Genomic DNA, 25,076 nt, shown 5'->3' with positions numbered 1-25,076 from the left:
TTACAGCGTGGCGCCGGCGTTGCGGGAGTAGTCCCACATCGGCTCGCCCGTGCGCGGGTTCTCGATACGGGCGATGTCGACGTCGTGCAGGCGACGGAACGCGACCGGCAGCTCGCGCGCGAGGTCGACCGCCTTCATCTGCAGCGCGTAGATCTCTTTCATGAGTTCGACGATCCGCGGGTCGAGCGGCTGCTCCTGGTCGGCGCGCGCGGTCGAGATCCGCATGGCGTTCGCGACGTGTTCGAGGGCGTCGGGCAGCGCCGCGAAGTCGGCGCCGACCTGCATCATGCCGTCGGGCGTGTACGTGGCCGCAATGCGCTCCATCTCCATTGCGGGGGCGAGGAAGTGGTGTCCACCGGGCATGGTTGAGCCTCCAAAGGCTGAGGGTGATCCGCCGGCGGTCGCCGGGCGTCGTACATAGGTGGCGACCGGCGGCGGCGTGTTCGCGATCGCAGGTCCGGTCATGGCGGGCCCGGCCGCAGCTCGGCGCGCGGCCCGGTTCATCCGTCGGCGGCGCCACATGGCGCCCACACCCCAGAGACCGCGCCGCCAACTGCGCTGCCACAGCCCGGTCGCGACGCCGACGATCCCGGCGAGCGCTCCATCCCACAGCGCGCCCGCTACCCGGCCGGCACGGCGAGCGGCTGCTCGTCGAGCGCGGGCGGTGCGGTTCCACAGCGTCCGGGCGGGCCGGGCTGTCCGCTGCGCGGTGCGGCCGACACCCCGGGCCGCAGCCCGGATGCCGCGCCCCGTGCTGCGGGCTGCCGCCCCCACACCGCGGGCGGCCGCCCCGACACCGCGCCCCGTACCGCGGGCGATCCGGCCGACGCCTGCCATGCCTCGACGGGCGGCGCTCGCGGCGGGGCGCACCATGCCGAGCCGGCTGCGGCGGCGGGGCGTCCGCTTCTGCGTCGACCCGGTCGAGGGCGTGCTGCCGCCCCGGCCGCCGGGGCGGCGGTGCTTACCCGCGCCCCCACCCGAGGGCGACGGCAGCCGGGGCGAGTTGAGCCGGGGCGCCTTCCCGCGCCCCGCCCCGACACCGAGCGAGCCGAGGGCGCCCCGCCGGGTACGCCCCGCCCCGCCCCGCCCCGCAGTACCCGCCCCCAGGGCGGCGCCCCGACGAGCCGCCCCGCCCCGCCCCGACGCCCCGCGCCCCGACAGGCTGCCGGACGCCCCGCCCCGACCGCGCCCCCGGGCGGCCGCCCCCGCCCCGGCACGGGTGCGCCCCGCCCCGGTCGTCGTACGGGTGCGCACCGTGCGGCGGCGCTGCACGAGCCCGCCGGCCGCGAGGGCGACGGCGGTACCGGCAGCGGCGGCGAGCCCGACCGGGCCGCCGACCTGGTATGCGGCGGTCGCCGCGATCGCGGTTCCGTTTCCGGCGCCGATCACGAGCGGCTCGATCGGTACACCCCGGCGGCGCGGGCTGCGCTGCCTCGGCTCGGTGGCGTCCTGGTCGACGACCGGTGCGGGTGCGGGCGGGGGTGTGGGCTGCGGCGCGGCGGCCGCCGGGTCGGGCGGTGCGGGCGCGGCCGGGGCCGGTGCGGGCGGTGCGGTCGTGTCGCTCACCGGTCTGTCTCCTTCACTGCGACTGCAGTCGTGGTGCCTGCGGGGGTGTGTGTGCGGGCTCGTATGGGCGGGTGGGAGGGGGTGCGGGTCGTGCTGTGACTGCAGTCGCGGTCACGGTCACACTCAGGTGCCGGTCATGGCGCGCACGTTGGAGCCGACGCGTTCGAGCAGCTTTGGCTTGTCGCGTTCGATCTCGTCGCGCAGCTTCTGCGCGTGACGACGCGAGGTGTACGGGTAGCCGCGCTCGGCCTCGGCCGTGAGCAGCTTGACGATCACTCCCTCGCCGGGGCGGCCGTCGGCGTACAGCGCCTCGATCTTCCGCTTCACCTCGGCGCGGGTCGGCGGCCGCTGCTCGTCGCGCGGCGCCTCGTCGGTGTCGGGCTCGTCGGCGTCGGCGTCGGTGGTGCGCTCCGGGGCGCCCTCGGTGTCGGGGGCGGGCTCGTCGGGGGCGCCCTCGTCGACGTGCTCGTCGCCCTGCGGGGCGCCCTGCGGTTCGGGGGCGGGGCGCTCGGGGGCGCCCTCGCTCGTCGAGGTCGGGGCGGCCGGGGCGCCCTCGGGATGCGGGGCGGGGCGCTGCGGGGCGCCCTCGCTCGGGGCGGCCGAGGGCGGGGGCGGCAGCAGCGGGGCGCCCTGCGGGCCGGGGGTGACAACCGGGGCGGCGTCGGTGACGAGCGCGCCCTCGACCGGGCCGAGGGGGCGGCCGTACCGGGTGAGCCGCAGCGCGAGCACCTCGTCGAGAGGTGCCTTAGAGCGCCACCGCCGCCCATACCGACGGCGCAGTCGAGCCCGCTCGACGAGCCGCTGCTGTTCGAGCCCGATCACCTCGTCGTACGACCGCAGCTCGTACAACTTCATACGCCGCCACAGCAAGAACGTGCCGACAGGGGCGAGCAGCCACCGCGACACCCGGACCGATTCCATGTGCCGGGCGGCCGCGAGGTTCGCGGCGATCCCGACCGCGTGCCGGGCCGCCTCGACGAACGCGACGAACAGCACTGGGATCACGGCGTGCATGCCCGTGCCGACAGGGTCGGGCCACGCGGCCGCCGCGTTGAATGCGATCGTCGCCGCTGTCAGCAGCCACGCGATATGGCGCAGCAGCGCGAGCGGCATGCGCAACCAGGTCAGTAGCAGGTCGAGGGCGAGCAGCACAAGGATCCCAGCGTCAATGCCGATCGGGAACAACATGGCGAACGAGCCGAAGTGCTTTGCTTCGGCGAGCCGGCGAACGGCGGCGTACGAGCCGACGAACCCGATCACGGCGATCGCGGCACCGCCGGCCGCGACGCCGGCGACGAGTCGGCGCTGCAGCGGGGTGAGCCGCGGTCGATCGCGCTCGGGTGTGGTGTGACGCTCGCCGTTACTATCAGCCACGGATCGGCCCTTTGCTCGACGGTTTGGGGCACGGTCCGCCCCGGCGCTATGGCGTGCCAGCGCCGGCCGGGGCGTCCGGTTGTGCGGGTTCGACCGTAGGTGAACCTGCTTTACAGTGTCAACAAGGTTAGGGCAGGATGACGCCATGCCACAGCGGGAAGAGCCGCCACCGACGAGCGCGAACGAGGGGGAGCCGACGTTGCTGAACATGTCGCAACTCGCCGAGGCGCTCGGCGTATCGCGGCAGGCGCTGCACGCGTGGCGACGCGCGCACGACGACTTCCCGCAGCCGCAGCGCCGTAAGGGCAGCACCCGCGACGAGTGGAACGTCGACGAGGTACGCGCCTACTGGCAGCGCAGGGACACACGACCAGGTCACCGAACCGACCTCGCCGGCGACGACCAGTGACCCCGACCCCGCCCCATGTGGCGGGGTCGTCTCATGCCCGGACGGCGCACCTCGCGCTGCGGCCGACGACGTCCCGCCGGACCATGGGGGCATGAGCGAGCAGCGCCCCGTCGTCGTGCACCCGCCCTCGCCGGGCGGCGGCCGCCGGGTGCGTGCCGACGGCGAGATACTCGGGCTCGCGTACAGCCTCGCCGACGTCGCCGAGTTCCTACGGCGCGCCGGGCTCGACGTCGACCCGGCCGAGACGGCCGAGTCACCGCTGATCGAGTGGCGGGGCGGCGGCCCGGACGTGTGGGGCGAGGGCGGCGCGACGCCCGTACGATGACAGCGGAGCGCCCCCGCTACTTGCCTTAGCGGGGGCGCTCCGTGTGTGCGGTGATCAGTCGACGGGCCGGATCGTGTGACCGTATCCCGGGGTGACCCGGTACTGGCCGACGGCGTACCCGCCGGGGTACAACTCGTCGTTGCCTCGCAACGGCAGCGGCCAACACGGGTCTATGATCCCCTTGATCCGGCCTCGGCGGGTCGTCTCGCCGTCGCTGAACTCGACGCGCGTGCCGACCGGGTACGGCTGGAACCTCGGGACGACGAGCACGAGGCGATCGGCGGGCCACGGGTCGCAGGCGAGCCACGGTCCGTAGGCTGCCGACTCACTCGTGAGCACGACGTGATCGCCGTCGGCGGGGTCGGCGAGTTCGCACACGCCGCAGCCGCACGTCGGGTCGAACACCTTCGGCTCGGCCTCATACGCCTCGCAGAACCAATCCACGGCGTACCCGCCCTCGCGCTTGTCGACGGCGGCGAGGATCACGTCGCCCTCGGCGACGTTCCTCGCGGGCAGGATGCGGGCGGGGGCGGGGTCAACGGACAGCGGAATCGTGTCCTTGTTCGTCGGACGGGTGGCCACGATCGCGGCGACGTCGTCAAGAGTGGTAAACAGCATGGTGATCCTTCCTCGGGGCGGCCCCCGCCGCTTGCCTCGGCGGGGGCCCGGTCGGCGTGCGTGTCAGGCGCGGTACAGGGTCGGCTGCCCGAGCGAGCCGTCGGCGTACACCGGGTACGCGTTCCACTGGTAGACCTTCCGGCGCGTCTCCTTACCGGTGATCCAGTCGCGGGCGATCCCCTTGCTGATGCCGTCGACCGTGGCGGGCACCTCGGCCGGGCTCGCGACGTGGAGGCGGCCGTCCTCGTCGGCGTCGGCGTGCTCGACGGCGAGCGGGAAGACGTTCTTGTCGGCAGCCTCGACGAGGTACTCGACCGGGGCGTCGTCGCCGCCGCTGATCGCCCGCATGGCGGTGATCGCGGTCACGGTCGCCCGCATGGCGGTCTCGGCGTTGCGCTGGTCGCGCATCATCTCGGTGCGGGTGCCGTCCTCGGCCACGTGCTCGACGGTCCAGCCGCCCGTGCCGTCCGACCACATGCTCGACACCCGGTACTCGCGGCCGAGGTACCAGAACACCCGGTCGTGCTCGTTCTTCTCGGTGCCGTCGGTGACCTTGAGCAGGAACATGCCGGGGGTGTGGTTGCGGGACTCAAGGTCGGCGGCCGCGATCCACTGCTGCGCGCCGGTGCCATTGTTGTAGACGAACACGGCGTCGGTGGGGGCGTCGGCCGGGGCGGTCCGCTTGTGGAGCACGATGCCGATTCCGTCGGTCGAGGTGATCCGGACGTCCATGCCGTTGGTGATGTCGTTGTAGTTCATGGCGGGTTCCTCCGTGTTGGCTGCTGCCGTCGTTGTGAGTACGACTTTATAGGGCCCTAGAAACGGCTGTCAAGCGCCCTAGAAAAAAGTCCGTCAGGGGCCCTAGAATCTCCCCTATGGAGAGACAAGAGACAGGTGCCGGCCGGGCAGTCGGCGAGCAGCTCGCGGCCGCGTTCAACGAACTCGCCGACCGCGCCCTCGACCCGCAGGTGTCGCAGCTCGACCGAGCCGCGATGATCACAGGGCTACTCAAGGCGGTTGAGGGGCGGCAGAGGGAACTCGCCGACGCGCGCCGCACCGACATGCGTGCCGTCCGCCCGTCCATGACCCTCGCCGCCCTCGGTGCCGCCGTCGACCTGTCGACAGCCCGCGTCGATCAGATCGTGAAGGGACGCTAGCCGACCGCACCGACAAGCGCCGCTGCCGCCGACCCCGACCGGTCGACGGCAGCGGCGTCCCTATGTCAGGCGACGGCATCCTGCCGAGCGCGCGCCCCGGCCCGCTGCCGCGCCCGCGCCTCGGCCCGCTTACGGCGCCGCTCGGCCGCGTCGAGGTCACGCTGCAGCGCCGCGAGCCGCTCGGGCGTCGACCAGGTACGGCGGCCGTCGACGAGCCCGACCGGCGCCTCGCAGCCGGGCCCCCGGCACACGACGACGTCGTCGAGCCCGCCGCCACGGTGCAGCGTCAACTCGTCGCCGCAGTACGGGCACGGCCGGTCGATCGTCGCCGACTGCCGGTCGCCGACCCCGCCGATCGTCCGCTCGATCCGGCGTGCCGCCTCGCGGGCGACCAGGGCGATCCGCGCCCGGTGCATACCGGTGAGCGGCCGACAGTTCCGGGTGTCGCCCTCGACCCGGGCGAGCAGCCACGCGGCGGCGTGCACCGCGGTGCGGCCACCCGCATACGACCAGCGGTCACCGATCGCGGCGTCGAGCGCCGCGAGGGTGGCGCGGCGCTCGCGGTCGTCGGCGGCGACCTGCGCCTCGCGCAGCGTCGCGTACCCGGCGTGTTTCACCGGGCGCAGGGGGGCGAGCGGGGCGAGCTGCACGTCGGCGGCGATCTCGTCGGCGAGCGCGCACAGCGCGACCTCGACGGAACGGCACGCGTCGACGACGTGCATGCGCAGCGGCACCGGGCGCTCGCCGAGCACGAGCGCGTCGCGGTCGGCGCGCGGAATGTGGGCGCGGCCGTCGCCGACGTAGTCGCAGTGCAGGCACTCGTACTGCGGGCGGCCGTCCTCGTCGTAGCGGGTGACGAGGTGCTGTACGTGCTGCACGGCGACCGCTGCCTCGTGCCGGTCGTGGTCGTCGAGGCGGCGCAGGTAGTCGGCGTGGTCGACGGGCGGGGTCGCGGTGTCGAGCATGGCGCGCATGTCGGTCCAGTGGTCGAGGACGATCTGCAGGTCTGCGGCGGGGGTGCGGCGGGCGGTGTGCATGGCGGGCTGCTCCTGATGGTGCGGGGCGTAGGCTGATCACACCGCGAAGGGGTGGCGGGGCGCCCGGGTTGCTGGCCGGCACGGGGCGCCCCGCTGTCGTCTACTTCCGGTTGCGTCGGGCTCGCGCGAGGGCGCGGCGGGTGGCACGGTTCGGCGGGGCGGGGTCGGGGGCGTCGTCGTCGACGAGCTGCTCGACAGTGCTCGACCAGGTGACGCCGGGGCGCGGCGTGTGCTCGCCGCGCGGGTTGCTACTCGGGCCAGTCATGGCGTAGTTCCTCCCCAGGGTGTGGACAGTCGGGCGGGTTACAGCGACCGCAGCACGTCGACCACGGCGCGGCCGTACGCGTACGGCTTGCAGCGGCGAGTGACGGGCGTCGCGTAGAACGCGAGCGGGTTCCGGTCGTACAGCTCGTCGAGGGCGGCCGCGAGGTCCTCGTCGGACAGCACGGCGAGCTGCTCGACGTCGTCGCCGTCGAGGTCGGCGAGGTCGTCGTGATCGAACTCGGTGCTCATGCCGCCTCGCTCGCGCTCGTGTTGAGCCACGGGGCGAGCGCGGCGATCACCGCGTCGATCCGGCCCTCGGCACGCTCGACACCGCACGGGCACGGCGTCACGCGCGAGCACTGCGGGCACGGCACGGGCCGGCGCAGCGCGTGATCGAGCATGCGGCGCATCTTCAGCGGCACCTCGCCGCCGCCCGCCGGCACCGGTGTCTCGGGCTGCTCGTCGTCGAGCCACACGATCTCGGTCGCACCGCCGTGCCCGTGGATCGTCTCGACCGACAGCCGGCCGCGATCCCAGTGCACGACGCTCGGGTGCTCGCCCCGCCACCGCACCTCGGCGGTACCGTCCGGCCACAGCACGCCGTCGGCGACGTCACCGAGCCCGCTGATCCCGGATATGTCGGCGTGCCGTCGCAGCACGAACCGGCGTGACGTGAGCTGCTGCCCGGGCCGGACGACGGTACGGCCGGACAGTTCGCGGGCTGCCTCGTCGACGAGTGCCTGCGCTGCGGCGTCGTCGACGTGCGCGCGGGCGAACTGCAGTAGTGCCTCGACGGCGGTCATGTCCTGGTCGCTCATGCTGCGTTCCGTTCAGTCGTTGTGCGGGTCGATCGGGCGGGGCGTGGCCAGTGGCGTTCGCGGTCACGCACGGCGGGCTCGCTCATGTCGCGCCAGTCGGCGAGGGCGGCGGCGAGTTCGGCCCGGTGCTTGGCTTGCTCGGCTGTCGTCCAGGGCGCCGGGCCGGTGTCTCGCGGCCGGGTGCGGGGACCGCCGAACGTGCCGTCGGGTACGTCCTCGGCGAGCGGCCGGCGGGCGGTCACGACACACCGCCCTCGGTGGCGAGCTGCGCCTTGTACACGTCACGGCGCGACGGGTGCGTCTCGCGCATCACCCGGCCGCGGTGCGTCGTCTTGCACGGCGAGCCCGCTGAGGCGCCGCACACCGGGCAGTGCACGGCCCGCTCGGGCGGCCCGGCCGGACGCTCGCGGCGCGGGTACCGGCTCGCCTTTGCCTCGCGGAACTCGTCGTTAGCGGGCACGAGCTCGGCGACCCGGCCGCCGCCGAGCCGCTCGCCCACCGCGGGCAGCAGCTCGCGCAACCCGATCGGCTCGGCGGCGCCGCCGGCGATCGCCCGCTGCTGCGCCCGCAGCGCCGCGACGTACGCGTCGCCGGTGTCGTCGTCCGGGTCGACATGCGGGTGATCACCCGGCTCGAACGTGCCCAGCGACCGGCCGACCCGGTCGCGGACGTCGGCCCGCCACCTGGTCGCGATATCGGATGGCTTGATCGGCCACGGCTGCTCGGCGTAGTGCCGGCCGACAGCCTCGCCCGCGAACGCGAGCGGCACATCGCGCAGCACGACCGCCCACATCGTGACCTGCGCCCGCTGCTCGATGTGGTCGACCTTGACGACGCGATCGTCGACGAGCGCGATCTGCGACAGCAGCTCTAGCGTCTCCGCAGGGTTCATGCGCTGTGTCCTCCGTTCATCTCCTGCAGCAGCGCCGCGAGCCCGGCGCGCTGCTGCTGCGATCGAGTAGCGCCGTCGAACGGCACGACGTTGCCGCCCGGTCCGGCCGCCGGCTCGGGGCGCTCACGCTCGGCCCATGACTGCCAGCGGCCGCCGAACCCGGCCGCCTGCACCTGGTCGTCGCGCATGCGCCGCACGAACCGGCGAGTGAGCGTGGCGAGCTGCGGCGGGGTGAGCTGCGGCAGCCCGGCGTCGGCGCGGGCGAGCTGCGCCGCCTCGACGTCGGCGGCGGTCGGCTGCCAGTCCTCGGGGATCGGCTGCGCGGCGGGCTCGGGGCGGCGCGGCCGCGGCGCGGGCGGCGGCGCGTCGCCGGCGTCCGGCTCGGCGTCGAGCGGCAGTTGCTCGCCGGCCCGGCCCGCCCTGTACTTGCGTTTCTTCTCCGCGTCACGGTCCCGCCGCGCCTGCACCTCGCGGCGCGACGGGTTGTACGGGTCGAGATAGTCGTGCATGTAGTAGTCGCCGGGCGCAGGCTGCGCGCACTTCGGGTGCCGACACGTGTGCCCGTGCTCGTGCCACAGTCCCGCCTCGACCAGCCGGCGCACCTGCGCCGGGCTGCCCTTGCACATCTTGACGACGACCCCGGGCACGATCCCGTCGGTCAAGTGCTGCGCCGCGTAGGCGCCGCAGCGTAGCCACAACCCGAGCGCCGCGTTACCGGCGGCGACGAGCTTCGGGTGTGACCATGCGTTGTCATCTACGGCGAACCATGACATTGGAGTTGCTCCCTATCCGAGGGTGAGCTGTCCCTCGGGAACCGAGGTCTTACGTGTAGTGCGCGGCCGGATCACGGCCGGCGGGGCGCTGCACAGGTGGCCGATCACGTGCGGGTGCGGGCAGTCGGCCGGGTGGTTACGGCGGTCGACCCATCGCAGGTCGGGCCCGGCGCCGCGCTGCCGCACGCACCAGTCGAGCCGGTTCGGTTCGCGCAGCGCCGCGGCGGCCGCCGCCGTCAACTCGTCGGCGTCGGCGGTGACGTCCAGGGCGGCACGCTGCCCGACGAGCTGCCGCAGCACGGTCCGGCCGCAGCGGCAGCGCACACGCCGTGCGCCGCCACTGCCCGCCGGGCGGTAGGCCATCAGTACTGCTCGACCCGCGTGCCGCGCCGGCTGCGCCTGCGTTCCTCGTGTGCCTCGAACTCGGGCTCGGTCGGGTGCGAGGCGAGCGCCGCGGCGACCGCGTCCTCGACGACCGTGCCGCCGGGCCCGACCTCGTCGAGGGTGTCATCCATGAGGCGACGCCGGTACATCGCGCGCATGACCTCGGCGACCGCGCGGGTCTGCTCGTCGTCGCGTGCCGCCTCGACGAGCGTCATGCGCAGCTTGACTTGCGGCGACTTGTCCTCGTCGGCGGCGTGCCCCGTGTACGTGACCGACTTCAGTTCGGCGATCACGATCACGCACATGCCGGGGTGCTCGAACAGTCCGCGCCGCTGGTCCTCGGTGAGCGACGCCTCCAGCATCGCGGCGGCGCCGTCGAGCTTGACCTCGACCGGGGCATCCTTCGGGAGTTTGGGCATCGTTACTTCCTCCGTCGTTTGCTGAGTGAGTGCTGCAGCGCCGCGTACTCGCGTGCGCCTGCCTCGCGGATCTCGGGTATCGGGCACTCGTCGCGGCGGTGCCGGCCGTACCGGACGACGAGCGCCTCTACCCCGTAGGTGCCGGTCACGTCCTCGGCGAGCCCGCACGGGCACGAGTAGTCACCCGCGACGAGCCCGCCCGACCACGGGTCCGTGACCCGCACCCGCAGCCCGTGCCCGGGCCGCGTGCCGCCGATCGTCGGCCCGAGCCCGCTCATGCCGCCCGCGCCGTGTCCTGGTGGGCATCCTCAATGAGCTGCCGCACGAGCGGCACCTCGGGCGCGACCCGGTCGAGCAGCAGCCGCACGGCGGCCGCCGCCTGCAGCGGCACGACGCCGTTACCGGCCGCCTTGATCCGAGCGTTCCGCAGGTTCGCCGCCGTCATACCGGGTGCCGGCGGCACCGAGCAGAGGTGCCCCTCGGGGAGCCCCATCATCCATTCGTCGAACTCGGCCGCTAGTTGACCTCGATCGTTAGTTGGCCAGGGATGACGCCGGCCGAGGATCGTTTCCCACCGCTCGACCGCCGGCCCGTACTCGCCCCAGTCGACGACGAGGTCGTCGGCTGCGACGTCGAGCTCGTGAGCCCGGCCGCCACGCTCGGCAGCGTCAGATCGCCCGAGCTGCCCCGCTGATTCGGGCCGCCCTTCTCGCCGTCCGACGCTCGCGGCGTCGGCAGCAGCTTGCGCGTCACCCCTTCCAACGAGGGGCGCACCGCCGCGCCGGGACTCGGCGACTGATTGCTGCCGTACTGCGTCGCCGTCGGCGTCGGCAGAAGCGAGACCGCCATGTTCAGGTTGGGACCGCCCTCGCCGTGCTGACAGGCGCCCTTCCGGTCCGACACGCGCGGCGTCGGCAAGAGCCGCAGCGCGGACGGAAGCTGACCTTTGTAGCCTTGCCCTTTCCAATCCCTCGCCGTCGGCGTCGGCAGGCCACGCGAGGATGAACTCGCGGAACCGCTCATGGGGAGCGCCGACCTCCGACGCGCGTACGCCTGCCCACTCCGCATCGAACCCGAGGGCGGCCAGGTCGCCAAGTACGGCACCGAGTGCTCGCAGAACAGGCTTACCGCCGGCGTGGTCCACACAGCTCGTGCAGGATTCCACAGGGCTACGGGCTTGCGTCGACAGGATCCCGCGGACATTTTCGATGACCACCAATCGGGGGCGTAGGACGGCGATCGCGCGGGCCATGTGACGCCACAGTCCCGAGCGCGTGTGAACGAGCAGCCCGGCACGCTGGCCGGCGACCGACAGATCGGTGCAGGGGAACCCGCCGGTGAGCACGTCGACCCGGCCCGACGCCGCTAGCAGCAACAGCCAATCGACGAGGGTTATGTCGCCGAGGTTCCGCACCTCGGGCCAGTGGTGCGCGAGGATCCGCGCGGCGTACTGGAACTTGTCTTCCGGGTCGTACTGGCAGTGCCACGCGATCTCGCCGCCGAGCACCGCCTGCACGCCCATGTCGAGCCCGCCGTACCCGCTGAACAGTGATCCGATCCGGAGCGTCATGCGGCCGCCCCCATCACGCCGCGCTGCACGAACGCCGGCGGCCAATCCGCCTTGCTCAGGTAGTCGCGCTGCGCCTGCGGCAGACTGAACAGCGGCGCGCCCGCCCAGTCGTGCCCGGCCGCGCGCAGCCACCACGCGTCGGCCTGGTCGCCGCCCTTGTCGTCGGCGAACTCGGCGCCGTCAGCGATGTACGCGGCCGCCGCCATGTCGGCCTTCTCCGCCTTGCCGTTGTCGCAGGCGAACGACTTGAGCGACGTCGGCGCGACATACGCCCACGGCACCTCGGCGTCGACGAGGACCGACTGCACGACCCCGTGCAGCCCGGCGATCGTCTTCAGGTTCGCGATCGTCATCCGGCCCGTGATCATCGGCAGGTCCTCGATCACAGCGAGATCCGGGCGCTGCTCGGCGACCTCGACGATCAGCCGGTCGCGGATCTGATTCGCCCGGCGCTTGCCGTCCCGCTGCCTCGTCTTGATCCGGAACGTCGAGCCGTCGCAGCGGCAGACGCCCGTCGAGGTGATCGACAGGTCGAGCCCCATCACGCGGAACCCGGCCGGCGCGGCGGGCCGCTCGGCGAGGGACAGCTCACCGGGCAGGATCAGACCAGGGATAGCCGTCGTCATGCCGCACCCCCAGCAACCGGGGCGATCGGCCCGTACAGCGCCCGCACCACGTCGAGCGGCTCGACCTCGCGGCCGTCGGCGCTCCGCATGAGCGGCGCCCCCTGCCCGTCGAGGCTGCCGTGCCACCGCCACTCGCGGTCGTCGACGTCGCCCCACACGGCCGCGAGATCCCACGCGTGCCCGGTGCCGTCGGTCCACACCCGGCGCTCGCGGTCGAGGGTGCCCGCCTGCGGGATGAGCGGCTCGGCGGGCCGCTCCCACACGGTCGGCTCGGCGACCGGCCGGCAGCGGCCGAGCGGGTGCGCGGCGAGCAGATCACGGGCGATCACCTGCAGCACCGCAGCCGTACGGATCGCGCAGAACGATTCCTCGCCGAACAGCGTTGCGTTACCGTCACGGTCGATCAGCAGCACGAGCGGCGTCTCGGTGAAGTCGACGAGCCGTACGTGCGCGAACGGATCGGTCGTCATGCGGGTGCCCCCTCGGTGTCGGTAGCCGGCTCGACCCACGGGCGCATCGGCCATGCGCCGTCGACGACGGCGTCGGGGTCGGTCTTCCGGAAGTGCGCTTGCAGCCCGGCCGCTTGCTCGGCGGCCCATGCGATCTGCCGCTCGTGCAGCTCGGCGACAGTCACGTCGCGCAGCGCCTCGAACCGCACGCGGCGCTCACGCCGGATGTGCTCGGGCCAGCAGCGACGCGAGGTGTGCGCGAGCTGCCCGATCCGGTGCGCGATCCGGGCGGCGGCGACCGCGTCGTACGAGCAGCCGTGCGCCTCGTCGTCGTTCCAGTCGAGCCCGTACACCTGCGCGAGGGTGACGAGCTGCCGCGCGCCCTGGTCCTCGCTCGGGCGCCGGCGGTACGGGATCGCGTGCGTGTCGATCACTCGCGTGTCGATCACGTGCAGCGGGCGGTCGCCGATCCGGTCGAGCAGCGTCGGCAGCTTGTACCGGCGGCACTCGCGGTCGAGCATCGTGAGGTCGAACGGCACGTTGTGCCCGACGATCGCGGCGTCGCCCATGACGATCTGCGCGGCGAGTTCGGCGGCGACTTCCCGCACGACTTGCTCGGCGGGCGCGCCATGCTCGCGGGCGTACTCGGTGGTGATCTTGTGTACGGCGGTCGCCTCGGCCGGAATCGCGATCCCGGGGTCGGCGAGCCACTCACCGGACTCGACCGGCCTGCCGCCGCCCCGCGCGTCGACCGCGGCGGTCACGATCCGGTCGGTCTCGACGTCGACGCCGGTCGTCTCCAGGTCGAACGCTGCGAGGCGCCCGAGGTGCCACGTCATGAGCGCGCCCCCGTCCCGGGCTGCGCGACCGCCGGCCACGCCGACGCCGGGTCGGCGACGGGCGGTTCGGTGCCGGTCGGCTCGTCGTCGGGCACGACCTCGACGTCGTACACGCCGTCGGCGTCCGGACCCGGCTCGTCGCCGGCGTCGTAGCCCTGGTCGCCGACCTCGCCCGTGCGCGGGTCGATCCCCTTACTGATGTCCGCGGCGATCGCCTGCAGATCGTCGCGCAGCTCGACGTCGTCGGCGTGCCCCTCGGCCCGCGCCCGCTGCCACACCTTGATCACGTCGTGGGCGTCGCGGCACTCGCGCGCCAACTGCCGGTAGTCGACCGCCTCGGCGGGCGCCGCCTCGATAGCCGGCCGGTCAAGACTCGCCGGGTCGAGAGCGGCCGCCGTCGAGATCGGCCCGGTGAGCGCGTGCCGCAGCTTCGGCAGGGACGGCACGACCATGACGACCTGGTACCGCTTCGTCGTGCCGTCGCGGACCGCCGTGCGCTGCTCGATCCACATACGCACCGGCATCATGCCCTTGCCGCCGGTCGCCTGCAGCACCGTGTCGAGCCCGCCCGCGAGCGCGTCAGCCGCGTAATAGCTCTTCGTCTCCAGCCGCCACACGCCGAGGTCGGGCAGGTCGGGCAACATCACGTTGACGCGTGACGTCGGCCGGCACACCTGGTCGGCCGGGCGCTCGTGCCAGTCCTCGCCGAACCGGGCGAGGCACACGCACGGCTCGCGCTTGATCCGCTCGAACTCGCCGTCGCAGCGCCGCGAGCAGCCGCCACCCGACCACATCTCGTAAGACTGGTCGAGCGGGTCGCCGGCGGGCAGGATCGCTCGCAGCTCACGCGCTTCGGTGATCACTCGCCACTGCGCGACGTTCTGCCCCTGTGGCGTCCACTGCTCGACTCGGCCGCCGTACAGCTCGGCCGCAGCGGCGACGTACTCGCGCGAGTGGCTGCTGAGAATGAACGTCTGCGACTTGACGGGGACCCGCTTACGGTTCGGATCCTGGTGCGGTCGGCTCGTGCCGGTGCGGATACGACCGAGTTCGGCCGCCTGCCGCTTCATGGTCATGATGCGCGATCCCATGGGTCACGCTGCCTTTCGTTCGGTGGCACCCGGCGCCCACGGCGGTACGACCGCCGGGTACTTGCCGGGCGCGGAGTGCAGATAGCGGGCGGTGCGCATGGCGCTGATGAACGCGCGGAACTCCGCCGGGCCGGACGGCACCTCGATGAACCGGTGCGCGCGCGGCCGCAGGTTGAGCAGCGCCGTGCGGTGCACCCGCGGCGCGGGCTCGCTCGTGTCGTCGGGCAGCAGCCACTCGGGCGCGTGCCGCAGCCCGGCGAGCTGCAGCGGCTGCTCGGCGTACACCGTGTCGGCGGGCTTCTTCGCGCTCGTCTTGTGGTCGACGAGCCACAACTGCCGCCGCCGGAACCGGCCGGTCGGCAGCCACACCCACAGATCGCCGGTGCCGGCATAGCCACGGGCGCGGTGCATCACGGTCGTCTCGACCGCCTCGACGTCGCGGGCGAGGTCGATGCGCCACAGCCGGAACCACGCGGCGAGCTGCCGCGCGTACGGCTCGACCTCGGGGTCGTCCGGGTACGGCACGCCGAGCACCATGGCTTGCGCCCGGTTGTGTACGCGGCTGCCGAGGTTCTGTGCCCGCTCGGTGTACTGCCGGTGCACGGCGACGAGTTCGCGGCGCAGCGCGGTCGGCTCGGTGCGGGCACGGCGGGCGGTCGTGATCGGGTCGGCTATCACGGCGTCGGCGGTCATGCCGGCCGCCCACGGCACGAGCGCCGGTTTATGGATCGAGCCGAGCGCGTTCGTGACGCTGATCAGATCGGGCCCCCCGGCGGGGTCGGTGTAGTACCGGCCCCGCTCGGTGGCGACAGCCCATTTCGGGTCGGTCACTGGTCGCCGCCCGCCTGCGCCGGCTCGTGAGTGGCATCGGCCGCGGCGCGGCTGCTCTTCTCACGGTGCGCACGGATCCGGGCGTCGAACGCGTCACGCTCGATCTTCGCGACCGCCTCGGCGAGTTCGAGGGCGTCGTCGAGGTCATGCACGAACGCCACGTCGCGGCCGACGTCGGACACGTACTGCCAGCCGGCCGGGTACAGCCACGCCCGCAGCCCGGTCACGGCGCCGTCGGTGACAGCCCACCGATCCGAGCCGGTCGACTCGCGCTGTACGACGATCTCGCCGTACCCGCCGAGCCCGTCGGGCAGCGGCACCCGGAACTCGCTCGCGAGGGTGAGCTGCGCCGCGAGGTGCTGCACGTACTGCGAGCAGATCGAGCCCTCGTCGGCGTCGAGGTCCCACCGATCCGGGTCGGTCATCGTGGCGAGCACGTCGTCGGCGAGCTGCCGGTACGACCGCGCGTCGACGACGAGTCGCGACGGGTTCAGGTCGGTACCGAGAACCTCGACGCGATGCTCGTTGCGCAGCTTGCCGAGCAGCCCATCGACGAGCCGCTGCAGGTTCGGGCTGTCGGCGTAGTACACGCGCAGCGCGTGCGCGATCGTGGTGCGGGCGCTCATGCGCGCTCACCCGCCTCGACGATCAGCAGGTCGCGACCGCACTCGACGACGGTCCCGAACCCGGGGCGCTTGTGCGTGCAGACACCGCCGTCGGGCAGATCGTCGGACGTGAGCGGCTCGGCGAACCAGGGGTATCCGTGCTCACGACACCGCAGCTCGCCGGACATGCCGGACCGGTCAGGCAGCCGGTAACCGACGACACCCCCGGCGTGCACCGTGATACCCCGCTCGGTACGGAACTCGGCGATCGCCCGGTCACAGCACACGGGCTCGCCGGCGACGCTGTGCTCGTCCTGCACGCACCCGTCGTCGGTCGCCTCGGCCTCGGTGAGCACCTCCCACCCGCACCCGCAGTGCGAGCACGTGTGCGTCTCGGTGCACGTGACCGTGACCGTGTCCGACTCAACCTGCGGCAGCTCGCGCAGCCGCGCGGCGAGTTCCTCGCAGCGCCGCCGGTAGTCGCCCTCGACGTCCCGACTCGCGAGCGTGTCGCTCATCGAAACGAACCCGAGGTTCCCGAGCCGGCGCGGCAGCACAGCGACCGTGATCGGCCCGGCCGGCGCGATGAACTCGGCGACGTCGTCGAGCCCGGTGAGCCCGATGTCGGTCGGACGCCACGCCTTGATGGTGGCCATCACCCGCCACTCGTCGCGGATCGTGCGCTTCACGCCGACTCACCCGCCCTGCGGTCGGCGTTGAGCAGCGCGACCAGGTAGGCCACCATCGGCGGGTCGGCCGTGATGACCGGCTCGGGGCAGCACGAGTACACGCCGCCATCGGTCGACTCGTGGTCGGGGTCGGTGCACACCGGGGCGATCGCGTTCGGCTCGGCGGACACGTCGTCGCCGTCGTACGCGGCCCGCCACTCGGGCATGTCGCTGCCGGTCGTCTGCCGCAGCAACTCGGCGGCGGCGCGCCGCGTGTTGGGGAGCGAGGTCATGCGGTCGCACCGCCCTCGGTGGCCAGTCGCAGACCGACAGCCGGTCGGGCGAGCTGCTCGATCCGGTGAGCGAGCGTGAGCGCCTGCCACCCGTAAACCGGCAGCTTCGTCGACACGAGCGCGACCAGGTCGGCGACGAGCTGCTCGCCCCGCAGGTCGCCCGCCCGCTCGATCGCGTGCGGGTCGCGCGGCTGCGCGTCGTACAGCTCGGCGAGCCGGTCGGCGTGACGCTCGCTCGTGAGCAGCGTCCGCACGACGTCCTCGACGACGTGCTGCACGAACGGCTCGACGTCGAGGGTTACCCCGGTCGGGATCGGCTCGACAGTGATACGGAACGGCCCGTCGACGGGCACACGGTTGGTCATCGGGAACCCCCGGAAGTGAAGATCACGAGCGCGGCGGCGGCGAGCAGCAGCACCGCGCACAGCGTGTTGACGAGCGTTTTCGGCGGCGAGTACAGCCGCACGAACGTGAGCACGAGCAGCGTGCCGATCGTCGCGTCGGTCACGGCCGCACCGCCGTCCGGCGGCCGTCGCGGGCCGCGTGCATCTCGCCGTACATGGCGGGCACGCCGACCCCGACGAGGCGGGCGCGCACACCGCCGTACTCGAACCGGACGACCATGGTCGAGCCCGTCGAGTCGCCCCGGGCGTCACCCGCACCGAGGGTGTGCAGCCACTGCCGCCAGTCGGCGAGGCAGTGCGGGTGCACGACGAACTGCACCTCGCCGCCGGCGGCGGTCACCTCGGGCTCGCCGGGCATCCCGGCCGTCTCGACGCTCGCCGTGTACGCGGCATCCTTCGCACGGCGGCACTCGGCCCACTTCGCGGCGGCGGCCGGGCTGCGCTCCGCCCGCTTACGGGCGGCGTACGTCAGCACCTCGGCGGCCGGGGTCAGCAGCCCGAGGTCGGCGAGCTGCTGCGCGGCCGCGAGGGCGGGGTCGGTCGAGGTGCCGTGCACGATCTCGGCCGCGATGATCCGGGCGGCGCGGTCGGTGACAGGGTTCGTCATGCCGCACCCGCCTCGCGGGAATCGGGCGTGTCGAACTCGTCGGCGAGCAGCGCGACATGCACCCGCAACTCGACCGATGAGCCGTCGGTGCGGCGGGGGGTGCGGGTCGACAGGCAGTACAGCACCGCCCCGTCGAGGTAGTCGGTGTGGTGCACCTCGCCGCCGAGGGCGTACACCCAACGGGCGAACGAGTCGCCGTCGCGGACGACGACGTGCACGGCGTCGTCGCGCTCGATCGGCGGCCGGGCGGTCGGCAGGTTCAGATGCGCGATGACCGACTCGGCGGCGATGATCGGGGGTGTGGTGCTCGGCTCATGCGCGAGCCGCAGGGGGAGCGCAGCAATCGGGATAGGCTTGCCGTTCACGGCGTCGCCTCGCTTTCGTCTCTGGTGGGATGAGTGGGGCGTGACGCCCCGGGCCGTCTCCGCTGCTTGGCCGTTGCGGGGGCGGCCCTTGGTCTGTCAGGCGGCGAGCTGCCCGCCGCTGTCGGCGGCGCGACGCCGCACGATCTCGGCCTCGATCGCCTCGACCGAGCCGAGCGGGTGACCGGGGTAGAAAGCGGCCTCGGCCGCCTCGCGCGGGCTCCGGGCGGCGCGTTCGGCGACCGCGTCGACGAGGGCGTCGGCGGCAGCGCGGACAGCGCGGGAGCGGGTGAGCGACGGCGTCTCGGCGGCGGTCATGCGGCGAGCGCCTTACGGGCCCGTCGCGTCCGCAGCGGCTTGGGCTGCACCGGTGCGGGGGTGTCGTCGATGACGAACACGGCCTCGAACTGAACGCCGTACGCACTGCAGATACGGGCGACAGCGCCCGCGCTCGCCGGCTCGCCGCTGCGCAGCCGGTGAATGGTGCCGGCCCCGAGGCGGGTCGCCGCGGCCTGCTTCTCGAAGGTGTCGTGCCCCCTCGATTCGGCGAGGGTCTCGAACTCAACGACCCTCAGTCTGATCACGGACACCGTGGGTTCCTTCCGTCGATGGAACTTCGATCGGTGGAAGGAAGGTAGCACGGTTCTTCCATCGGTGGAAGGAAGGAGTCGAGCGATCGGAAGTCATTGCGGAAGTCGCACGCGTGTTCGATGATCGTGCGTAGACTGCTGAGACGGGCCGAAGGTTGCCCCGACGATGGCTTGCGCCGTACTTCCATCAGTGGAACGACGACGAAACGTCCTTCCATCAGCGGTAGCCTGCGCGCATGCGGAGACGAGACGATCACAACGACATTGAGGGGATCGGCCACGGCGGCGGCGCCGGCCGACCAGACGAGCCGGGATGGCTGACATGGCTCAAGGGCGAGCTAGCCGAGCGCGGCTACGACGTCACCTCGAAACGAGGCGGTGCGCAGGCGCGCCTCGTGAAAGAGACCGGGCTCGGCCTGGCCACCATTTCTCGCATGTTCGACGGCGGCGTTCCGGGGTACGAGACACAGCTTGTGCTCTCGCGGCACCTGAATATCCCTATTGAGTCGTTCCTCGTGAGAACGGGTAAAGCGGCACCTACCGACTTTGGTCATGCAGGGTCAGAATCCAGTCACGCTGAGGTAATGTCCGGAAGGCAACTAACGCCGGAAGAGATCACAGCACTCGCAGATGTGCCAGTCGATGACCGCGACTGGTTCACGACCATGGTTCGACGCCTACGCAAGGGCGGCGGCGACAGCAGCGGCACAACAGGGGGTGCCGCAGCGGAGGGGTAAGGAACGCATGCGGGGTCGAGGAACGGCGACGCTGGTCGTGTGTGCAGCGGGTGCGGTCGTGGGGACCGCGTCCGCTGCTCACGGGATCATCACAGAGTGCACAACATCTTTCCGTACCGGATTCGTCGTCCTACTGATCGGCCTCGCCGGCATGCTCGACGCCCGCATCCGCATCAACACGGCGCGGCTCGTCGAGCACGCGACCACTGTCGGCCGCATCAGCATGAGCGAGCGACAGTCATTCGCTGAAATGGGATGGAAAGCCGCCCTCCTGAGCGTAGACCAGAAACCGCCGGCGAACGGCGGCGCGGAAATCCACGAATTCCCCGCCGGTCGCCGGCCCTCTGAAATGCGCCGGGACGGCAGCGCATAGCAATAGGGGGCACCATGGGTAACCGGCCCGGCGGGAAACTCGTCATTCCCGCCCCACGGTCTGTCGTCAAGGCATCCGAGCTTATCCCGGTAATCGGGTACGCCCGCGTTTCCACATGGCGCGAGGAAATGATCAGCGTCGACATTCAGAAGGGTGTCGTCGAGGACGCCGCCGCCCGGCGCGGCCGATACGTCGCCGAGTGGATCGTCGACGAGGACGCCACGGGTAGGAACTTCAAGCGCAAGGTGATGCGCGGCATCGAGATCGTCGAGGACCCGCACCGCCCCGAGCGTGAACTGTGGGCATGGAAGTTCAGCCGTTTCGGACGCAACAGGCACGGCGTCGCGATCAACCTAGCCAGGATCGAGGGCGTCGGCGGCGAACTCATCAGTGCCACAGAGGAAGTTGACGCCCGCACGGCCGTCGGCCGGTTCACACGCGGCATGCTTCTGGAGGTCGCCGCGTTCGAGTCGGACCGGGCCGGCGAGCAGTGGAAGGAGACACACGAGCTGCGGCGCCGCCTCGGGCTGCCGTCGTCCGGCGGCCGCCGCTTCGGGTACACGTGGTTCCCTCGCCGGCTGCCCGACAGTCAAGGCGGGTGGACTCTGCAGGAAGAGCGTTACGAGGTGCTGCCCGAGCAAGCGGAGTTGCTGCACGACGCCTATACCGACTACGCGAAAGGGACGGTAGGGTTCCGTCCGATCGCCGCCCGCTGGAATGATCTAGGCGTCCGCAATTCCCGCGGGTCGGTGTGGTCCGATCAGACCGTGCGCGGATATCTCGACGCGGGATTCGCGGCCGGGCTGCTGCACGTCCACAATCCCGAGGCGGTGTGCGGTGACCCGCCCCGCTGTAAGCGGCCCGACCATTACACGCACCTTGCCGCCGAACATGAATCGATCATCGAGGACTTGTGGGACGCGTACCGCGACGTGCGCGAGACGAGGCGCAGCACGCCGCGCCGGTCGCTGTCGCCGACCTATCCGCTGTCCGGGCTGATCTGGTGCGGGCTGTGCGGCAGTAAGGCGCACGTGAGCGGCAGCGCCGGGCGACCGGCCAAGGGCTACCGGTGCCTCGCCCGGGCGCGCGCAGCCGTCCGGCACGAGTCGGTGTGGCACACGCGCAGCGTCCTTGAAGGTCGGGTGCACGAGTGGCTGCTCGACGTCCGCGCGGAGATCGACGCGATCGCCGCCGGGCACGTCGTCGAGCCGGTGCAGCAGCGCGAGCCCGACCGCGACCTGACCAGGGCGCGCCTGCAGAAGGAAGTCGAGCGGGCCGCGGGCGCGATTGAGCGCGCGTTCGAGGCGTACAGCCTCGGGGACGTCGACCGCGATACGTACCTGAGCGTTCGGGTCAAGCATCAGACGGCGAGGGACACCGCGCAGCAGCAGCTCGACGAACTCGGGCAGGAAGACGCCCGGCCGACGTCGCCGATGCCGTTCCGCGAGACGATCGCCGGGCTCGTCGAGGAATGGGACACGATCAGCGTCACGTCTAAGCGGGTGCTGCTCGGCACCCTGGTCGCCCGGATCGAGCTGCGCCCGGCCGGCGAGTTCCGGATCGTGCCGGTGTGGTCGCCGGACGCCGCCGACGTGCCGCGATGGTCGGTGCGCGCCGGCGGGTGAACCGTCGTCGTGGTGTGTTATCGAGTACTAGCCGTGCAGCTTCCAGCGCACGCCGAGGTCCATGGTGGGGTTTCGCTTTCTCTGTACGTGAAGACTGTTCCGGACCATTGTCAGGGGTACCTGGTCGCTTCACGCGCACCCGCCCTCGCCGGTGGACCGCGTTCACGGGGCTGACCTGCGGTGACCGGCCGACCCTCCTGAGCGGTCGCTTAGTATGGAGCCGTCCGTCCACGCCGTCCGCGCGGCCCCGTCTCACCCGCCCAGGAGCACCACCGTGACCGCCGAAGCCCCGATCGCACCCGCCGTCGCCCACGGCCGGCTGATCCCCGTCACCGTCCACTTCGACGACCTGGACGCGCTCGGACTGCTGCACAACGCCCGCTACCCGCTGATGGTCGAGCGCGCCTGGACCGAGCTGTGGAACGAGCACGGCGTCCGCTTCGACGGCGACTGGCACGCCGCAGGCGACGCCTGCAACGCCGTCCGCGAACTGAGCATCGGCTACGAGGCACCGGTGACCCGCCCGGGCACCTACGCCGTCCACCTCTGGCTGGAACGGCTCGGCACCACCGGCCTCACCTACGGCTTCCGCTTCTGCTCGGCCGACGGCGCGCAGACCTACGCGCGCGGCACCCGGGTGCTGGTCCGGCTGGACGCGGCCACGCTGCGCCCGGCGCCGTGGAGCGACGCCTTCAGGGCCGTGGGCCGGGAACTTCTGCGACCCGCGGACTGACCTCGGCGCGGCCGCCGCGCTCGGCGGTGCGCAGCACGCCCGCGAACACCGCGAGACCGCAGGCCAGCACGGTCACCACGCAGAACGAGACCATCAGGCTGGTCGCCTGCGCCACACCGCCGATCAGGCTGGGCGCGACCAGCCCCGAGGTGTACGTGATGGTCGCCACGCCCGCGATGGCCTGACTGGGGTTGGGGCCCGCGTGCCCGGCCGCCGCGAAGCACAGCGGTACGACGACCGCGATGCCCAGCCCCATCAGCGCGAACCCGGCCATCGCCAGTGCCGGATGCCCGGCGAGCACGATCAGCACGCCGCCGAGCCCGGCCAGCACGCCGCCGGCCCGCACGGTGCGGACCGCCCCGAAGCGGTTCACGACCGCGTCCCCGGCGATCCGGGCCACCGCCATGGTCAGCATGAACCCGGTCGTGCAGGCGGCCGCGACCCCGGCCGAGCTGTCCAGCCGGTCCCGGAGGAACACCGCCGACCAGTCCAGGCTCGCCCCCTCCGCGAACACCGCGCAGAACCCGACCGCGCCGATCAGCAGCGCCGAGCGGGGCGGCAGCGCGAACCGCGGGGGCGGCTCCTCGTCCTCGGCGGGCTGCACGTCCAGCACGCCCGAGCAGACCACCAGGCCGAGCACGGTGAGGACGGCCGACGCCAGCGCGAAGTGCACGCGCGCGTCCGCGCCCAGGTGCGCGGCGAGGGTGCCGGCCGCCGAGCCGATCAGCGCGCCCGCGCTCCACATGCCGTGCAGACCCGACATGATCGACTTGCCGAGCAGCCGTTCCACCTCGACGCCCAGGGCGTTCATCGCGACGTCGGCCATGCCCGCGCTCGCGCCGTAGACGAACATCGCCAGGCACAGCGTGTACATGTTCGGCGCGAGGGACGGCAGCATCAGCGAGAGGGTCCACAGCGCGAGCAGCCCGCGCAGCGCCGTACGGCTGCCGAACGTGTGGCTGATCCGGCCCGCGAGCGGCATCGCGCACGAGGCGCCGAACGCCGTGAACGCCAGGGCGAAGCCGAGCTGCCCCGCGCTCAGCGAGGCGTGCTCCTGCACCCAGGGCACCCGGGTGGCGAAGGAACCGGTCACGGCGCCGTGCACGGCGAACACGGCCGCCACGGCGCACCGGGCGCGCCTCACCTCGTCACGCGCATGGCTCACGTCACCCATGGTCCAGTCCCTCCCCGGGGTGTTCCCCGCAGCGCCGTCGCTGCACCGCCGTAAACTATCAGGGACCCTGCCTGATAGATAGTGGAGAAGTCGGCCGCGCACGTCTGGGAGGATGCCCGTCATGCCCGCATCACCGAGCACCGCCCGGGCCATCAACGACCAGCTCGCCCTGCGTCTGCTGCAGCGGGAAGGTCCGCTGACGGCAGGGCAGTTGAAGCAGCTCACCGGACTGTCCCGGCCCACGGTCGCCGACCTCGTCGAGCGGCTCAGCGCCTCCGGTCTGATCACGGTGGTGGGGGAGTCCGGCGAGCAGCGCCGCGGCCCGAACGCCCGCCTGTACGGCATCGTCGCGGACCGCGCCCACCTGGCCGCGCTCGACGTCCGCACCGAGGGCGTCCTCGTGCTGGTCTCCGATCTGGTGGGGCGTGTGCTGGCGGAGGGTTCGGTGCCCATCGGCGGGAACACCGGGACCGGGCCCGCCGTGGAGCAGGCGGTGGCGGCTGTGGAGCGGACGGTCGAGCGGGCCGGGGGCCGGCGGCTGCACACCGTCGGGATCGGCGCGCCGGGCCTGGTCGACCCCGCCACCGGCGACCTCCGCGACTCCGGCGGACTGCCGGCCTGGCATCGCAGGCTCGCCGCGGGCCTCCAGGAACGGCTGCCCGAGGCCCGGGTGACCGTGGAGAACGAGACCAACCTGGCCGCCCTGGCCGAGCAGCGCGAGGGCGCCGCCCGCGACCGGGACACCTTCGTCCTGCTCTGGCTGGGGCACGGGGTCGGCGCCGCGGTGGTCCTGGACGGCGCCCTGCGCCGCGGGGCCTCCGGCGGCACGGGCGAGATCGGCTTCCTGCCGGTCCCGGGCACGGCGACCCTGCCGTCGGCGACGGACTGCGACGGCGGCTTCCACTCCCTGGCCGGAGCGGCCGCGATCGCCCGGCTGGCCGAGGAACACGGACTGCCGGGGGTCGAGCGGGCGGACGGCCCGGGCGTGGCGGTGGTGGTGCGTGAGGCCGCGGCGCGGGTGACGGAGCCGTCCGGCGGGAGGGCCGAGGCCGCCGGGCGCTTCCTCGACGCCCTCGCCGACCGGGTCGCCATCGGGGCCGCCTCCGTCGTCTCCATCCTCGACCCGGGCTGCGTGGTCCTCGGCGGGGAGATCGGGCAGGCCGGGGGAGCGGTGCTCGCCGAGCGCGTCGCCGAGCGGCTCCGCCGGATGTCCCCGCTGGTCACCGAGGTCCGGGCGGGCCGGCTCGGCGGCACCGCGGTCCTGCGCGGCGCCCTGCTGACGGCCCGGGACCGGGCCCAGGACGAACTCTTCGCCCCCGCCGTCCGCTAGACCGCGCCGGCGAGGTCACGCCGGCCCCGCGACGCCCGGCACGCAGCCCCAGGGAGACCCCCCGTCGGCGGCACCACCGGCCGAGACCCCGAGCGCGCCCCCGTACGAGGACATCCGGCCGCACTCCCCCCGG

The 25,076-nt window shown here is 72.8% G+C and carries 37 protein-coding genes; 8 read left to right on the top strand and 29 right to left on the bottom strand.

Annotated features, from left to right (window positions below; translation table 11 throughout):
• The gene (locus ACWCPN_RS10035; protein WP_451203998.1) at window positions 1-1,566 is read right to left on the bottom strand and encodes a hypothetical protein; all 1,566 of its coding nucleotides are present in this window, start codon (window positions 1,564-1,566) and stop codon (window positions 1-3) included.
• A 123-nt stretch (window positions 1,567-1,689) separates the two neighbouring features.
• Window positions 1,690-2,940 (bottom strand): DUF2637 domain-containing protein, encoded by a 1,251-nt coding sequence (locus ACWCPN_RS10030; protein WP_451203996.1) that lies wholly within the window; start codon window positions 2,938-2,940, stop codon window positions 1,690-1,692.
• A gap of 145 nt (window positions 2,941-3,085) precedes the next feature.
• Between ACWCPN_RS10030 and ACWCPN_RS10025 the strand changes: the two genes are divergently transcribed.
• Together ACWCPN_RS10025 and ACWCPN_RS10020 are read left to right on the top strand one after the other, a co-directional pair.
• Window positions 3,086-3,349 (top strand): helix-turn-helix transcriptional regulator, encoded by a 264-nt coding sequence (locus ACWCPN_RS10025; RefSeq protein WP_451203994.1) that lies wholly within the window; start codon window positions 3,086-3,088, stop codon window positions 3,347-3,349.
• 91 nt (window positions 3,350-3,440) lie between these two features.
• Window positions 3,441-3,674, top strand: a complete 234-nt coding sequence (locus ACWCPN_RS10020; RefSeq protein WP_451203992.1) for a hypothetical protein — start codon at window positions 3,441-3,443, stop codon at window positions 3,672-3,674.
• A 54-nt stretch (window positions 3,675-3,728) separates the two neighbouring features.
• Here ACWCPN_RS10020 and ACWCPN_RS10015 read toward each other — a convergent pair whose 3' ends face one another.
• Window positions 3,729-4,292, bottom strand: a complete 564-nt coding sequence (locus tag ACWCPN_RS10015) for a hypothetical protein (protein WP_451203990.1) — start codon at window positions 4,290-4,292, stop codon at window positions 3,729-3,731.
• A gap of 63 nt (window positions 4,293-4,355) precedes the next feature.
• Window positions 4,356-5,051, bottom strand: a complete 696-nt coding sequence (locus ACWCPN_RS10010; RefSeq protein WP_451203988.1) for a hypothetical protein — start codon at window positions 5,049-5,051, stop codon at window positions 4,356-4,358.
• A 116-nt stretch (window positions 5,052-5,167) separates the two neighbouring features.
• Here ACWCPN_RS10010 and ACWCPN_RS10005 point away from each other — a divergent pair, with 116 nt between their 5' ends.
• On the top strand, window positions 5,168-5,449 hold the full coding sequence (locus ACWCPN_RS10005) for a hypothetical protein (RefSeq protein ID WP_451203986.1): 282 nt from the start codon (window positions 5,168-5,170) through the stop codon (window positions 5,447-5,449).
• A 65-nt stretch (window positions 5,450-5,514) separates the two neighbouring features.
• Here the strand turns inward: ACWCPN_RS10005 and ACWCPN_RS10000 are convergent, their stop codons facing one another.
• The 24 genes from ACWCPN_RS10000 to ACWCPN_RS09885 form a co-directional block, all read right to left on the bottom strand.
• Window positions 5,515-6,486: a hypothetical protein gene (locus tag ACWCPN_RS10000; protein WP_451203984.1), complete on the bottom strand. Its 972-nt coding sequence runs from the start codon at window positions 6,484-6,486 to the stop codon at window positions 5,515-5,517.
• A 100-nt stretch (window positions 6,487-6,586) separates the two neighbouring features.
• A complete protein-coding gene (locus ACWCPN_RS09995) occupies window positions 6,587-6,751 on the bottom strand; it encodes a hypothetical protein (protein ID WP_451203982.1) in 165 nt (54 codons plus the stop codon).
• Between the two features lie 38 nt (window positions 6,752-6,789).
• Window positions 6,790-6,999, bottom strand: a complete 210-nt coding sequence (locus ACWCPN_RS09990; protein WP_451203980.1) for a hypothetical protein — start codon at window positions 6,997-6,999, stop codon at window positions 6,790-6,792.
• Window positions 6,996-7,568, bottom strand: coding sequence for a hypothetical protein (locus tag ACWCPN_RS09985; RefSeq protein ID WP_451203978.1), 573 nt, complete (start codon window positions 7,566-7,568; stop codon window positions 6,996-6,998). The genes ACWCPN_RS09990 and ACWCPN_RS09985 overlap by 4 nt, the downstream gene beginning before the upstream one ends.
• A 238-nt stretch (window positions 7,569-7,806) precedes the next feature.
• A complete protein-coding gene (locus ACWCPN_RS09980; RefSeq protein ID WP_451203976.1) occupies window positions 7,807-8,460 on the bottom strand; it encodes a zinc finger domain-containing protein in 654 nt (217 codons plus the stop codon).
• The gene (locus ACWCPN_RS09975) at window positions 8,457-9,122 is read right to left on the bottom strand and encodes a hypothetical protein (protein ID WP_451203974.1); all 666 of its coding nucleotides are present in this window, start codon (window positions 9,120-9,122) and stop codon (window positions 8,457-8,459) included. Before ACWCPN_RS09975 ends, ACWCPN_RS09980 begins: the two co-directional genes overlap by 4 nt.
• Before the next feature lie 123 nt (window positions 9,123-9,245).
• On the bottom strand, window positions 9,246-9,596 hold the full coding sequence (locus tag ACWCPN_RS09970) for a hypothetical protein (protein WP_451203972.1): 351 nt from the start codon (window positions 9,594-9,596) through the stop codon (window positions 9,246-9,248).
• On the bottom strand, window positions 9,596-10,036 hold the full coding sequence (locus ACWCPN_RS09965; RefSeq protein WP_451203970.1) for a hypothetical protein: 441 nt from the start codon (window positions 10,034-10,036) through the stop codon (window positions 9,596-9,598). Before ACWCPN_RS09965 ends, ACWCPN_RS09970 begins: the two co-directional genes overlap by 1 nt.
• Before the next feature lie 2 nt (window positions 10,037-10,038).
• A complete protein-coding gene (locus ACWCPN_RS09960; protein ID WP_451203968.1) occupies window positions 10,039-10,314 on the bottom strand; it encodes a hypothetical protein in 276 nt (91 codons plus the stop codon).
• On the bottom strand, window positions 10,311-11,606 hold the full coding sequence (locus ACWCPN_RS09955) for a DNA cytosine methyltransferase (RefSeq protein ID WP_451203966.1): 1,296 nt from the start codon (window positions 11,604-11,606) through the stop codon (window positions 10,311-10,313). The genes ACWCPN_RS09960 and ACWCPN_RS09955 overlap by 4 nt, the downstream gene beginning before the upstream one ends.
• Window positions 11,603-12,232: a hypothetical protein gene (locus ACWCPN_RS09950; protein ID WP_451203964.1), complete on the bottom strand. Its 630-nt coding sequence runs from the start codon at window positions 12,230-12,232 to the stop codon at window positions 11,603-11,605. Before ACWCPN_RS09950 ends, ACWCPN_RS09955 begins: the two co-directional genes overlap by 4 nt.
• On the bottom strand, window positions 12,229-12,702 hold the full coding sequence (locus tag ACWCPN_RS09945) for a phiSA1p31-related protein (protein WP_451203962.1): 474 nt from the start codon (window positions 12,700-12,702) through the stop codon (window positions 12,229-12,231). Before ACWCPN_RS09945 ends, ACWCPN_RS09950 begins: the two co-directional genes overlap by 4 nt.
• Window positions 12,699-13,520 (bottom strand): exonuclease domain-containing protein, encoded by an 822-nt coding sequence (locus tag ACWCPN_RS09940; RefSeq protein WP_451203960.1) that lies wholly within the window; start codon window positions 13,518-13,520, stop codon window positions 12,699-12,701. The genes ACWCPN_RS09945 and ACWCPN_RS09940 overlap by 4 nt, the downstream gene beginning before the upstream one ends.
• A complete protein-coding gene (locus ACWCPN_RS09935) occupies window positions 13,517-14,596 on the bottom strand; it encodes a recombination directionality factor (protein WP_451203958.1) in 1,080 nt (359 codons plus the stop codon). The genes ACWCPN_RS09940 and ACWCPN_RS09935 overlap by 4 nt, the downstream gene beginning before the upstream one ends.
• Window positions 14,597-14,614: 18 nt before the next feature.
• On the bottom strand, window positions 14,615-15,442 hold the full coding sequence (locus ACWCPN_RS09930; RefSeq protein WP_451203956.1) for a hypothetical protein: 828 nt from the start codon (window positions 15,440-15,442) through the stop codon (window positions 14,615-14,617).
• On the bottom strand, window positions 15,439-16,068 hold the full coding sequence (locus tag ACWCPN_RS09925; RefSeq protein WP_451203954.1) for a hypothetical protein: 630 nt from the start codon (window positions 16,066-16,068) through the stop codon (window positions 15,439-15,441). The genes ACWCPN_RS09930 and ACWCPN_RS09925 overlap by 4 nt, the downstream gene beginning before the upstream one ends.
• Window positions 16,065-16,736 carry a hypothetical protein gene (locus tag ACWCPN_RS09920; protein ID WP_451203952.1) on the bottom strand — a complete coding sequence of 224 codons (672 nt, stop codon included), beginning with the start codon at window positions 16,734-16,736 and terminating at the stop codon, window positions 16,065-16,067. The genes ACWCPN_RS09925 and ACWCPN_RS09920 overlap by 4 nt, the downstream gene beginning before the upstream one ends.
• Window positions 16,733-17,008, bottom strand: coding sequence for a hypothetical protein (locus ACWCPN_RS09915; RefSeq protein ID WP_451203950.1), 276 nt, complete (start codon window positions 17,006-17,008; stop codon window positions 16,733-16,735). The genes ACWCPN_RS09920 and ACWCPN_RS09915 overlap by 4 nt, the downstream gene beginning before the upstream one ends.
• Complete coding sequence (locus tag ACWCPN_RS09910) at window positions 17,005-17,373, bottom strand: hypothetical protein (protein ID WP_451203948.1); 369 nt, start codon at window positions 17,371-17,373, stop codon at window positions 17,005-17,007. Before ACWCPN_RS09910 ends, ACWCPN_RS09915 begins: the two co-directional genes overlap by 4 nt.
• On the bottom strand, window positions 17,370-17,516 hold the full coding sequence (locus tag ACWCPN_RS09905) for a hypothetical protein (protein WP_451203946.1): 147 nt from the start codon (window positions 17,514-17,516) through the stop codon (window positions 17,370-17,372). Before ACWCPN_RS09905 ends, ACWCPN_RS09910 begins: the two co-directional genes overlap by 4 nt.
• Window positions 17,513-18,019 (bottom strand): hypothetical protein, encoded by a 507-nt coding sequence (locus tag ACWCPN_RS09900; RefSeq protein WP_451203944.1) that lies wholly within the window; start codon window positions 18,017-18,019, stop codon window positions 17,513-17,515. The genes ACWCPN_RS09905 and ACWCPN_RS09900 overlap by 4 nt, the downstream gene beginning before the upstream one ends.
• Entirely contained in the window at window positions 18,016-18,384 is a 369-nt protein-coding gene (locus ACWCPN_RS09895) for a hypothetical protein (protein WP_451203942.1), read from the bottom strand. The genes ACWCPN_RS09900 and ACWCPN_RS09895 overlap by 4 nt, the downstream gene beginning before the upstream one ends.
• A 96-nt stretch (window positions 18,385-18,480) precedes the next feature.
• The gene (locus tag ACWCPN_RS09890) at window positions 18,481-18,699 is read right to left on the bottom strand and encodes a hypothetical protein (protein ID WP_451203941.1); all 219 of its coding nucleotides are present in this window, start codon (window positions 18,697-18,699) and stop codon (window positions 18,481-18,483) included.
• Window positions 18,696-18,971 (bottom strand): hypothetical protein, encoded by a 276-nt coding sequence (locus ACWCPN_RS09885; protein WP_451203939.1) that lies wholly within the window; start codon window positions 18,969-18,971, stop codon window positions 18,696-18,698. The genes ACWCPN_RS09890 and ACWCPN_RS09885 overlap by 4 nt, the downstream gene beginning before the upstream one ends.
• 236 nt (window positions 18,972-19,207) lie before the next feature.
• Here ACWCPN_RS09885 and ACWCPN_RS09880 point away from each other — a divergent pair, with 236 nt between their 5' ends.
• The 4 genes from ACWCPN_RS09880 (at window position 19,208) to ACWCPN_RS09865 (ending at window position 22,439) form a co-directional block, all read left to right on the top strand.
• Window positions 19,208-19,708 (top strand): hypothetical protein, encoded by a 501-nt coding sequence (locus ACWCPN_RS09880; protein ID WP_451203937.1) that lies wholly within the window; start codon window positions 19,208-19,210, stop codon window positions 19,706-19,708.
• Window positions 19,709-19,766: 58 nt separating this feature from the next.
• A complete protein-coding gene (locus tag ACWCPN_RS09875) occupies window positions 19,767-20,081 on the top strand; it encodes a hypothetical protein (protein WP_451203935.1) in 315 nt (104 codons plus the stop codon).
• Window positions 20,082-20,095: 14 nt separating this feature from the next.
• Window positions 20,096-21,706 (top strand): recombinase family protein, encoded by a 1,611-nt coding sequence (locus ACWCPN_RS09870; protein WP_451203933.1) that lies wholly within the window; start codon window positions 20,096-20,098, stop codon window positions 21,704-21,706.
• A 274-nt stretch (window positions 21,707-21,980) separates the two neighbouring features.
• Entirely contained in the window at window positions 21,981-22,439 is a 459-nt protein-coding gene (locus ACWCPN_RS09865; protein ID WP_199209767.1) for an acyl-CoA thioesterase, read from the top strand.
• Here ACWCPN_RS09865 and ACWCPN_RS09860 read toward each other — a convergent pair.
• A complete protein-coding gene (locus tag ACWCPN_RS09860; RefSeq protein WP_451203930.1) occupies window positions 22,399-23,613 on the bottom strand; it encodes an MFS transporter in 1,215 nt (404 codons plus the stop codon). The genes ACWCPN_RS09865 and ACWCPN_RS09860 overlap by 41 nt on opposite strands.
• A 121-nt stretch (window positions 23,614-23,734) precedes the next feature.
• On the opposite strand from ACWCPN_RS09860, the gene ACWCPN_RS09855 reads away from it, so the two are divergent.
• Window positions 23,735-24,943, top strand: a complete 1,209-nt coding sequence (locus ACWCPN_RS09855) for an ROK family transcriptional regulator (protein ID WP_451203928.1) — start codon at window positions 23,735-23,737, stop codon at window positions 24,941-24,943.
• Window positions 24,944-25,076 lie beyond the last annotated feature (133 nt).

The sequence above is a fragment of the Streptomyces sp. NPDC002386 genome (assembly GCF_053593175.1).
This window is presented reverse-complemented; position numbering and strand designations above follow the sequence as displayed.

What these genes read in the sequence shown, in the direction of transcription:
- ACWCPN_RS09900 (WP_451203944.1), bottom strand. Translation starts at nt 18,019, where the DNA reads ATGACGAACCCTGTCACCGACCGCGCCGCCCGGATCATCGCGGCCGAG.
- ACWCPN_RS10015 (WP_451203990.1), bottom strand. Translation starts at nt 4,292, where the DNA reads ATGCTGTTTACCACTCTTGACGACGTCGCCGCGATCGTGGCCACCCGT.
- ACWCPN_RS09965 (WP_451203970.1), bottom strand. Translation starts at nt 10,036, where the DNA reads ATGCCCAAACTCCCGAAGGATGCCCCGGTCGAGGTCAAGCTCGACGGC.
- ACWCPN_RS09960 (WP_451203968.1), bottom strand. Translation starts at nt 10,314, where the DNA reads ATGAGCGGGCTCGGGCCGACGATCGGCGGCACGCGGCCCGGGCACGGG.
- ACWCPN_RS09860 (WP_451203930.1), bottom strand. Translation starts at nt 23,613, where the DNA reads ATGGGTGACGTGAGCCATGCGCGTGACGAGGTGAGGCGCGCCCGGTGC.
- ACWCPN_RS09995 (WP_451203982.1), bottom strand. Translation starts at nt 6,751, where the DNA reads ATGACTGGCCCGAGTAGCAACCCGCGCGGCGAGCACACGCCGCGCCCC.
- ACWCPN_RS09985 (WP_451203978.1), bottom strand. Translation starts at nt 7,568, where the DNA reads ATGAGCGACCAGGACATGACCGCCGTCGAGGCACTACTGCAGTTCGCC.
- ACWCPN_RS09935 (WP_451203958.1), bottom strand. Translation starts at nt 14,596, where the DNA reads ATGACCATGAAGCGGCAGGCGGCCGAACTCGGTCGTATCCGCACCGGC.
- ACWCPN_RS09915 (WP_451203950.1), bottom strand. Translation starts at nt 17,008, where the DNA reads ATGACCTCGCTCCCCAACACGCGGCGCGCCGCCGCCGAGTTGCTGCGG.
- ACWCPN_RS09940 (WP_451203960.1), bottom strand. Translation starts at nt 13,520, where the DNA reads ATGACGTGGCACCTCGGGCGCCTCGCAGCGTTCGACCTGGAGACGACC.
- ACWCPN_RS10025 (WP_451203994.1), top strand. Translation starts at nt 3,086, where the DNA reads ATGCCACAGCGGGAAGAGCCGCCACCGACGAGCGCGAACGAGGGGGAG.
- ACWCPN_RS10010 (WP_451203988.1), bottom strand. Translation starts at nt 5,051, where the DNA reads ATGAACTACAACGACATCACCAACGGCATGGACGTCCGGATCACCTCG.
- ACWCPN_RS09950 (WP_451203964.1), bottom strand. Translation starts at nt 12,232, where the DNA reads ATGACGACGGCTATCCCTGGTCTGATCCTGCCCGGTGAGCTGTCCCTC.
- ACWCPN_RS09925 (WP_451203954.1), bottom strand. Translation starts at nt 16,068, where the DNA reads ATGAGCGCCCGCACCACGATCGCGCACGCGCTGCGCGTGTACTACGCC.
- ACWCPN_RS09910 (WP_451203948.1), bottom strand. Translation starts at nt 17,373, where the DNA reads ATGACCAACCGTGTGCCCGTCGACGGGCCGTTCCGTATCACTGTCGAG.
- ACWCPN_RS09855 (WP_451203928.1), top strand. Translation starts at nt 23,735, where the DNA reads ATGCCCGCATCACCGAGCACCGCCCGGGCCATCAACGACCAGCTCGCC.
- ACWCPN_RS10000 (WP_451203984.1), bottom strand. Translation starts at nt 6,486, where the DNA reads ATGCACACCGCCCGCCGCACCCCCGCCGCAGACCTGCAGATCGTCCTC.
- ACWCPN_RS09990 (WP_451203980.1), bottom strand. Translation starts at nt 6,999, where the DNA reads ATGAGCACCGAGTTCGATCACGACGACCTCGCCGACCTCGACGGCGAC.
- ACWCPN_RS10005 (WP_451203986.1), top strand. Translation starts at nt 5,168, where the DNA reads ATGGAGAGACAAGAGACAGGTGCCGGCCGGGCAGTCGGCGAGCAGCTC.
- ACWCPN_RS09880 (WP_451203937.1), top strand. Translation starts at nt 19,208, where the DNA reads ATGCGGAGACGAGACGATCACAACGACATTGAGGGGATCGGCCACGGC.
- ACWCPN_RS09955 (WP_451203966.1), bottom strand. Translation starts at nt 11,606, where the DNA reads ATGACGCTCCGGATCGGATCACTGTTCAGCGGGTACGGCGGGCTCGAC.
- ACWCPN_RS09945 (WP_451203962.1), bottom strand. Translation starts at nt 12,702, where the DNA reads ATGACGACCGATCCGTTCGCGCACGTACGGCTCGTCGACTTCACCGAG.
- ACWCPN_RS09970 (WP_451203972.1), bottom strand. Translation starts at nt 9,596, where the DNA reads ATGGCCTACCGCCCGGCGGGCAGTGGCGGCGCACGGCGTGTGCGCTGC.
- ACWCPN_RS09980 (WP_451203976.1), bottom strand. Translation starts at nt 8,460, where the DNA reads ATGAACCCTGCGGAGACGCTAGAGCTGCTGTCGCAGATCGCGCTCGTC.
- ACWCPN_RS10020 (WP_451203992.1), top strand. Translation starts at nt 3,441, where the DNA reads ATGAGCGAGCAGCGCCCCGTCGTCGTGCACCCGCCCTCGCCGGGCGGC.
- ACWCPN_RS09870 (WP_451203933.1), top strand. Translation starts at nt 20,096, where the DNA reads ATGGGTAACCGGCCCGGCGGGAAACTCGTCATTCCCGCCCCACGGTCT.
- ACWCPN_RS09890 (WP_451203941.1), bottom strand. Translation starts at nt 18,699, where the DNA reads ATGACCGCCGCCGAGACGCCGTCGCTCACCCGCTCCCGCGCTGTCCGC.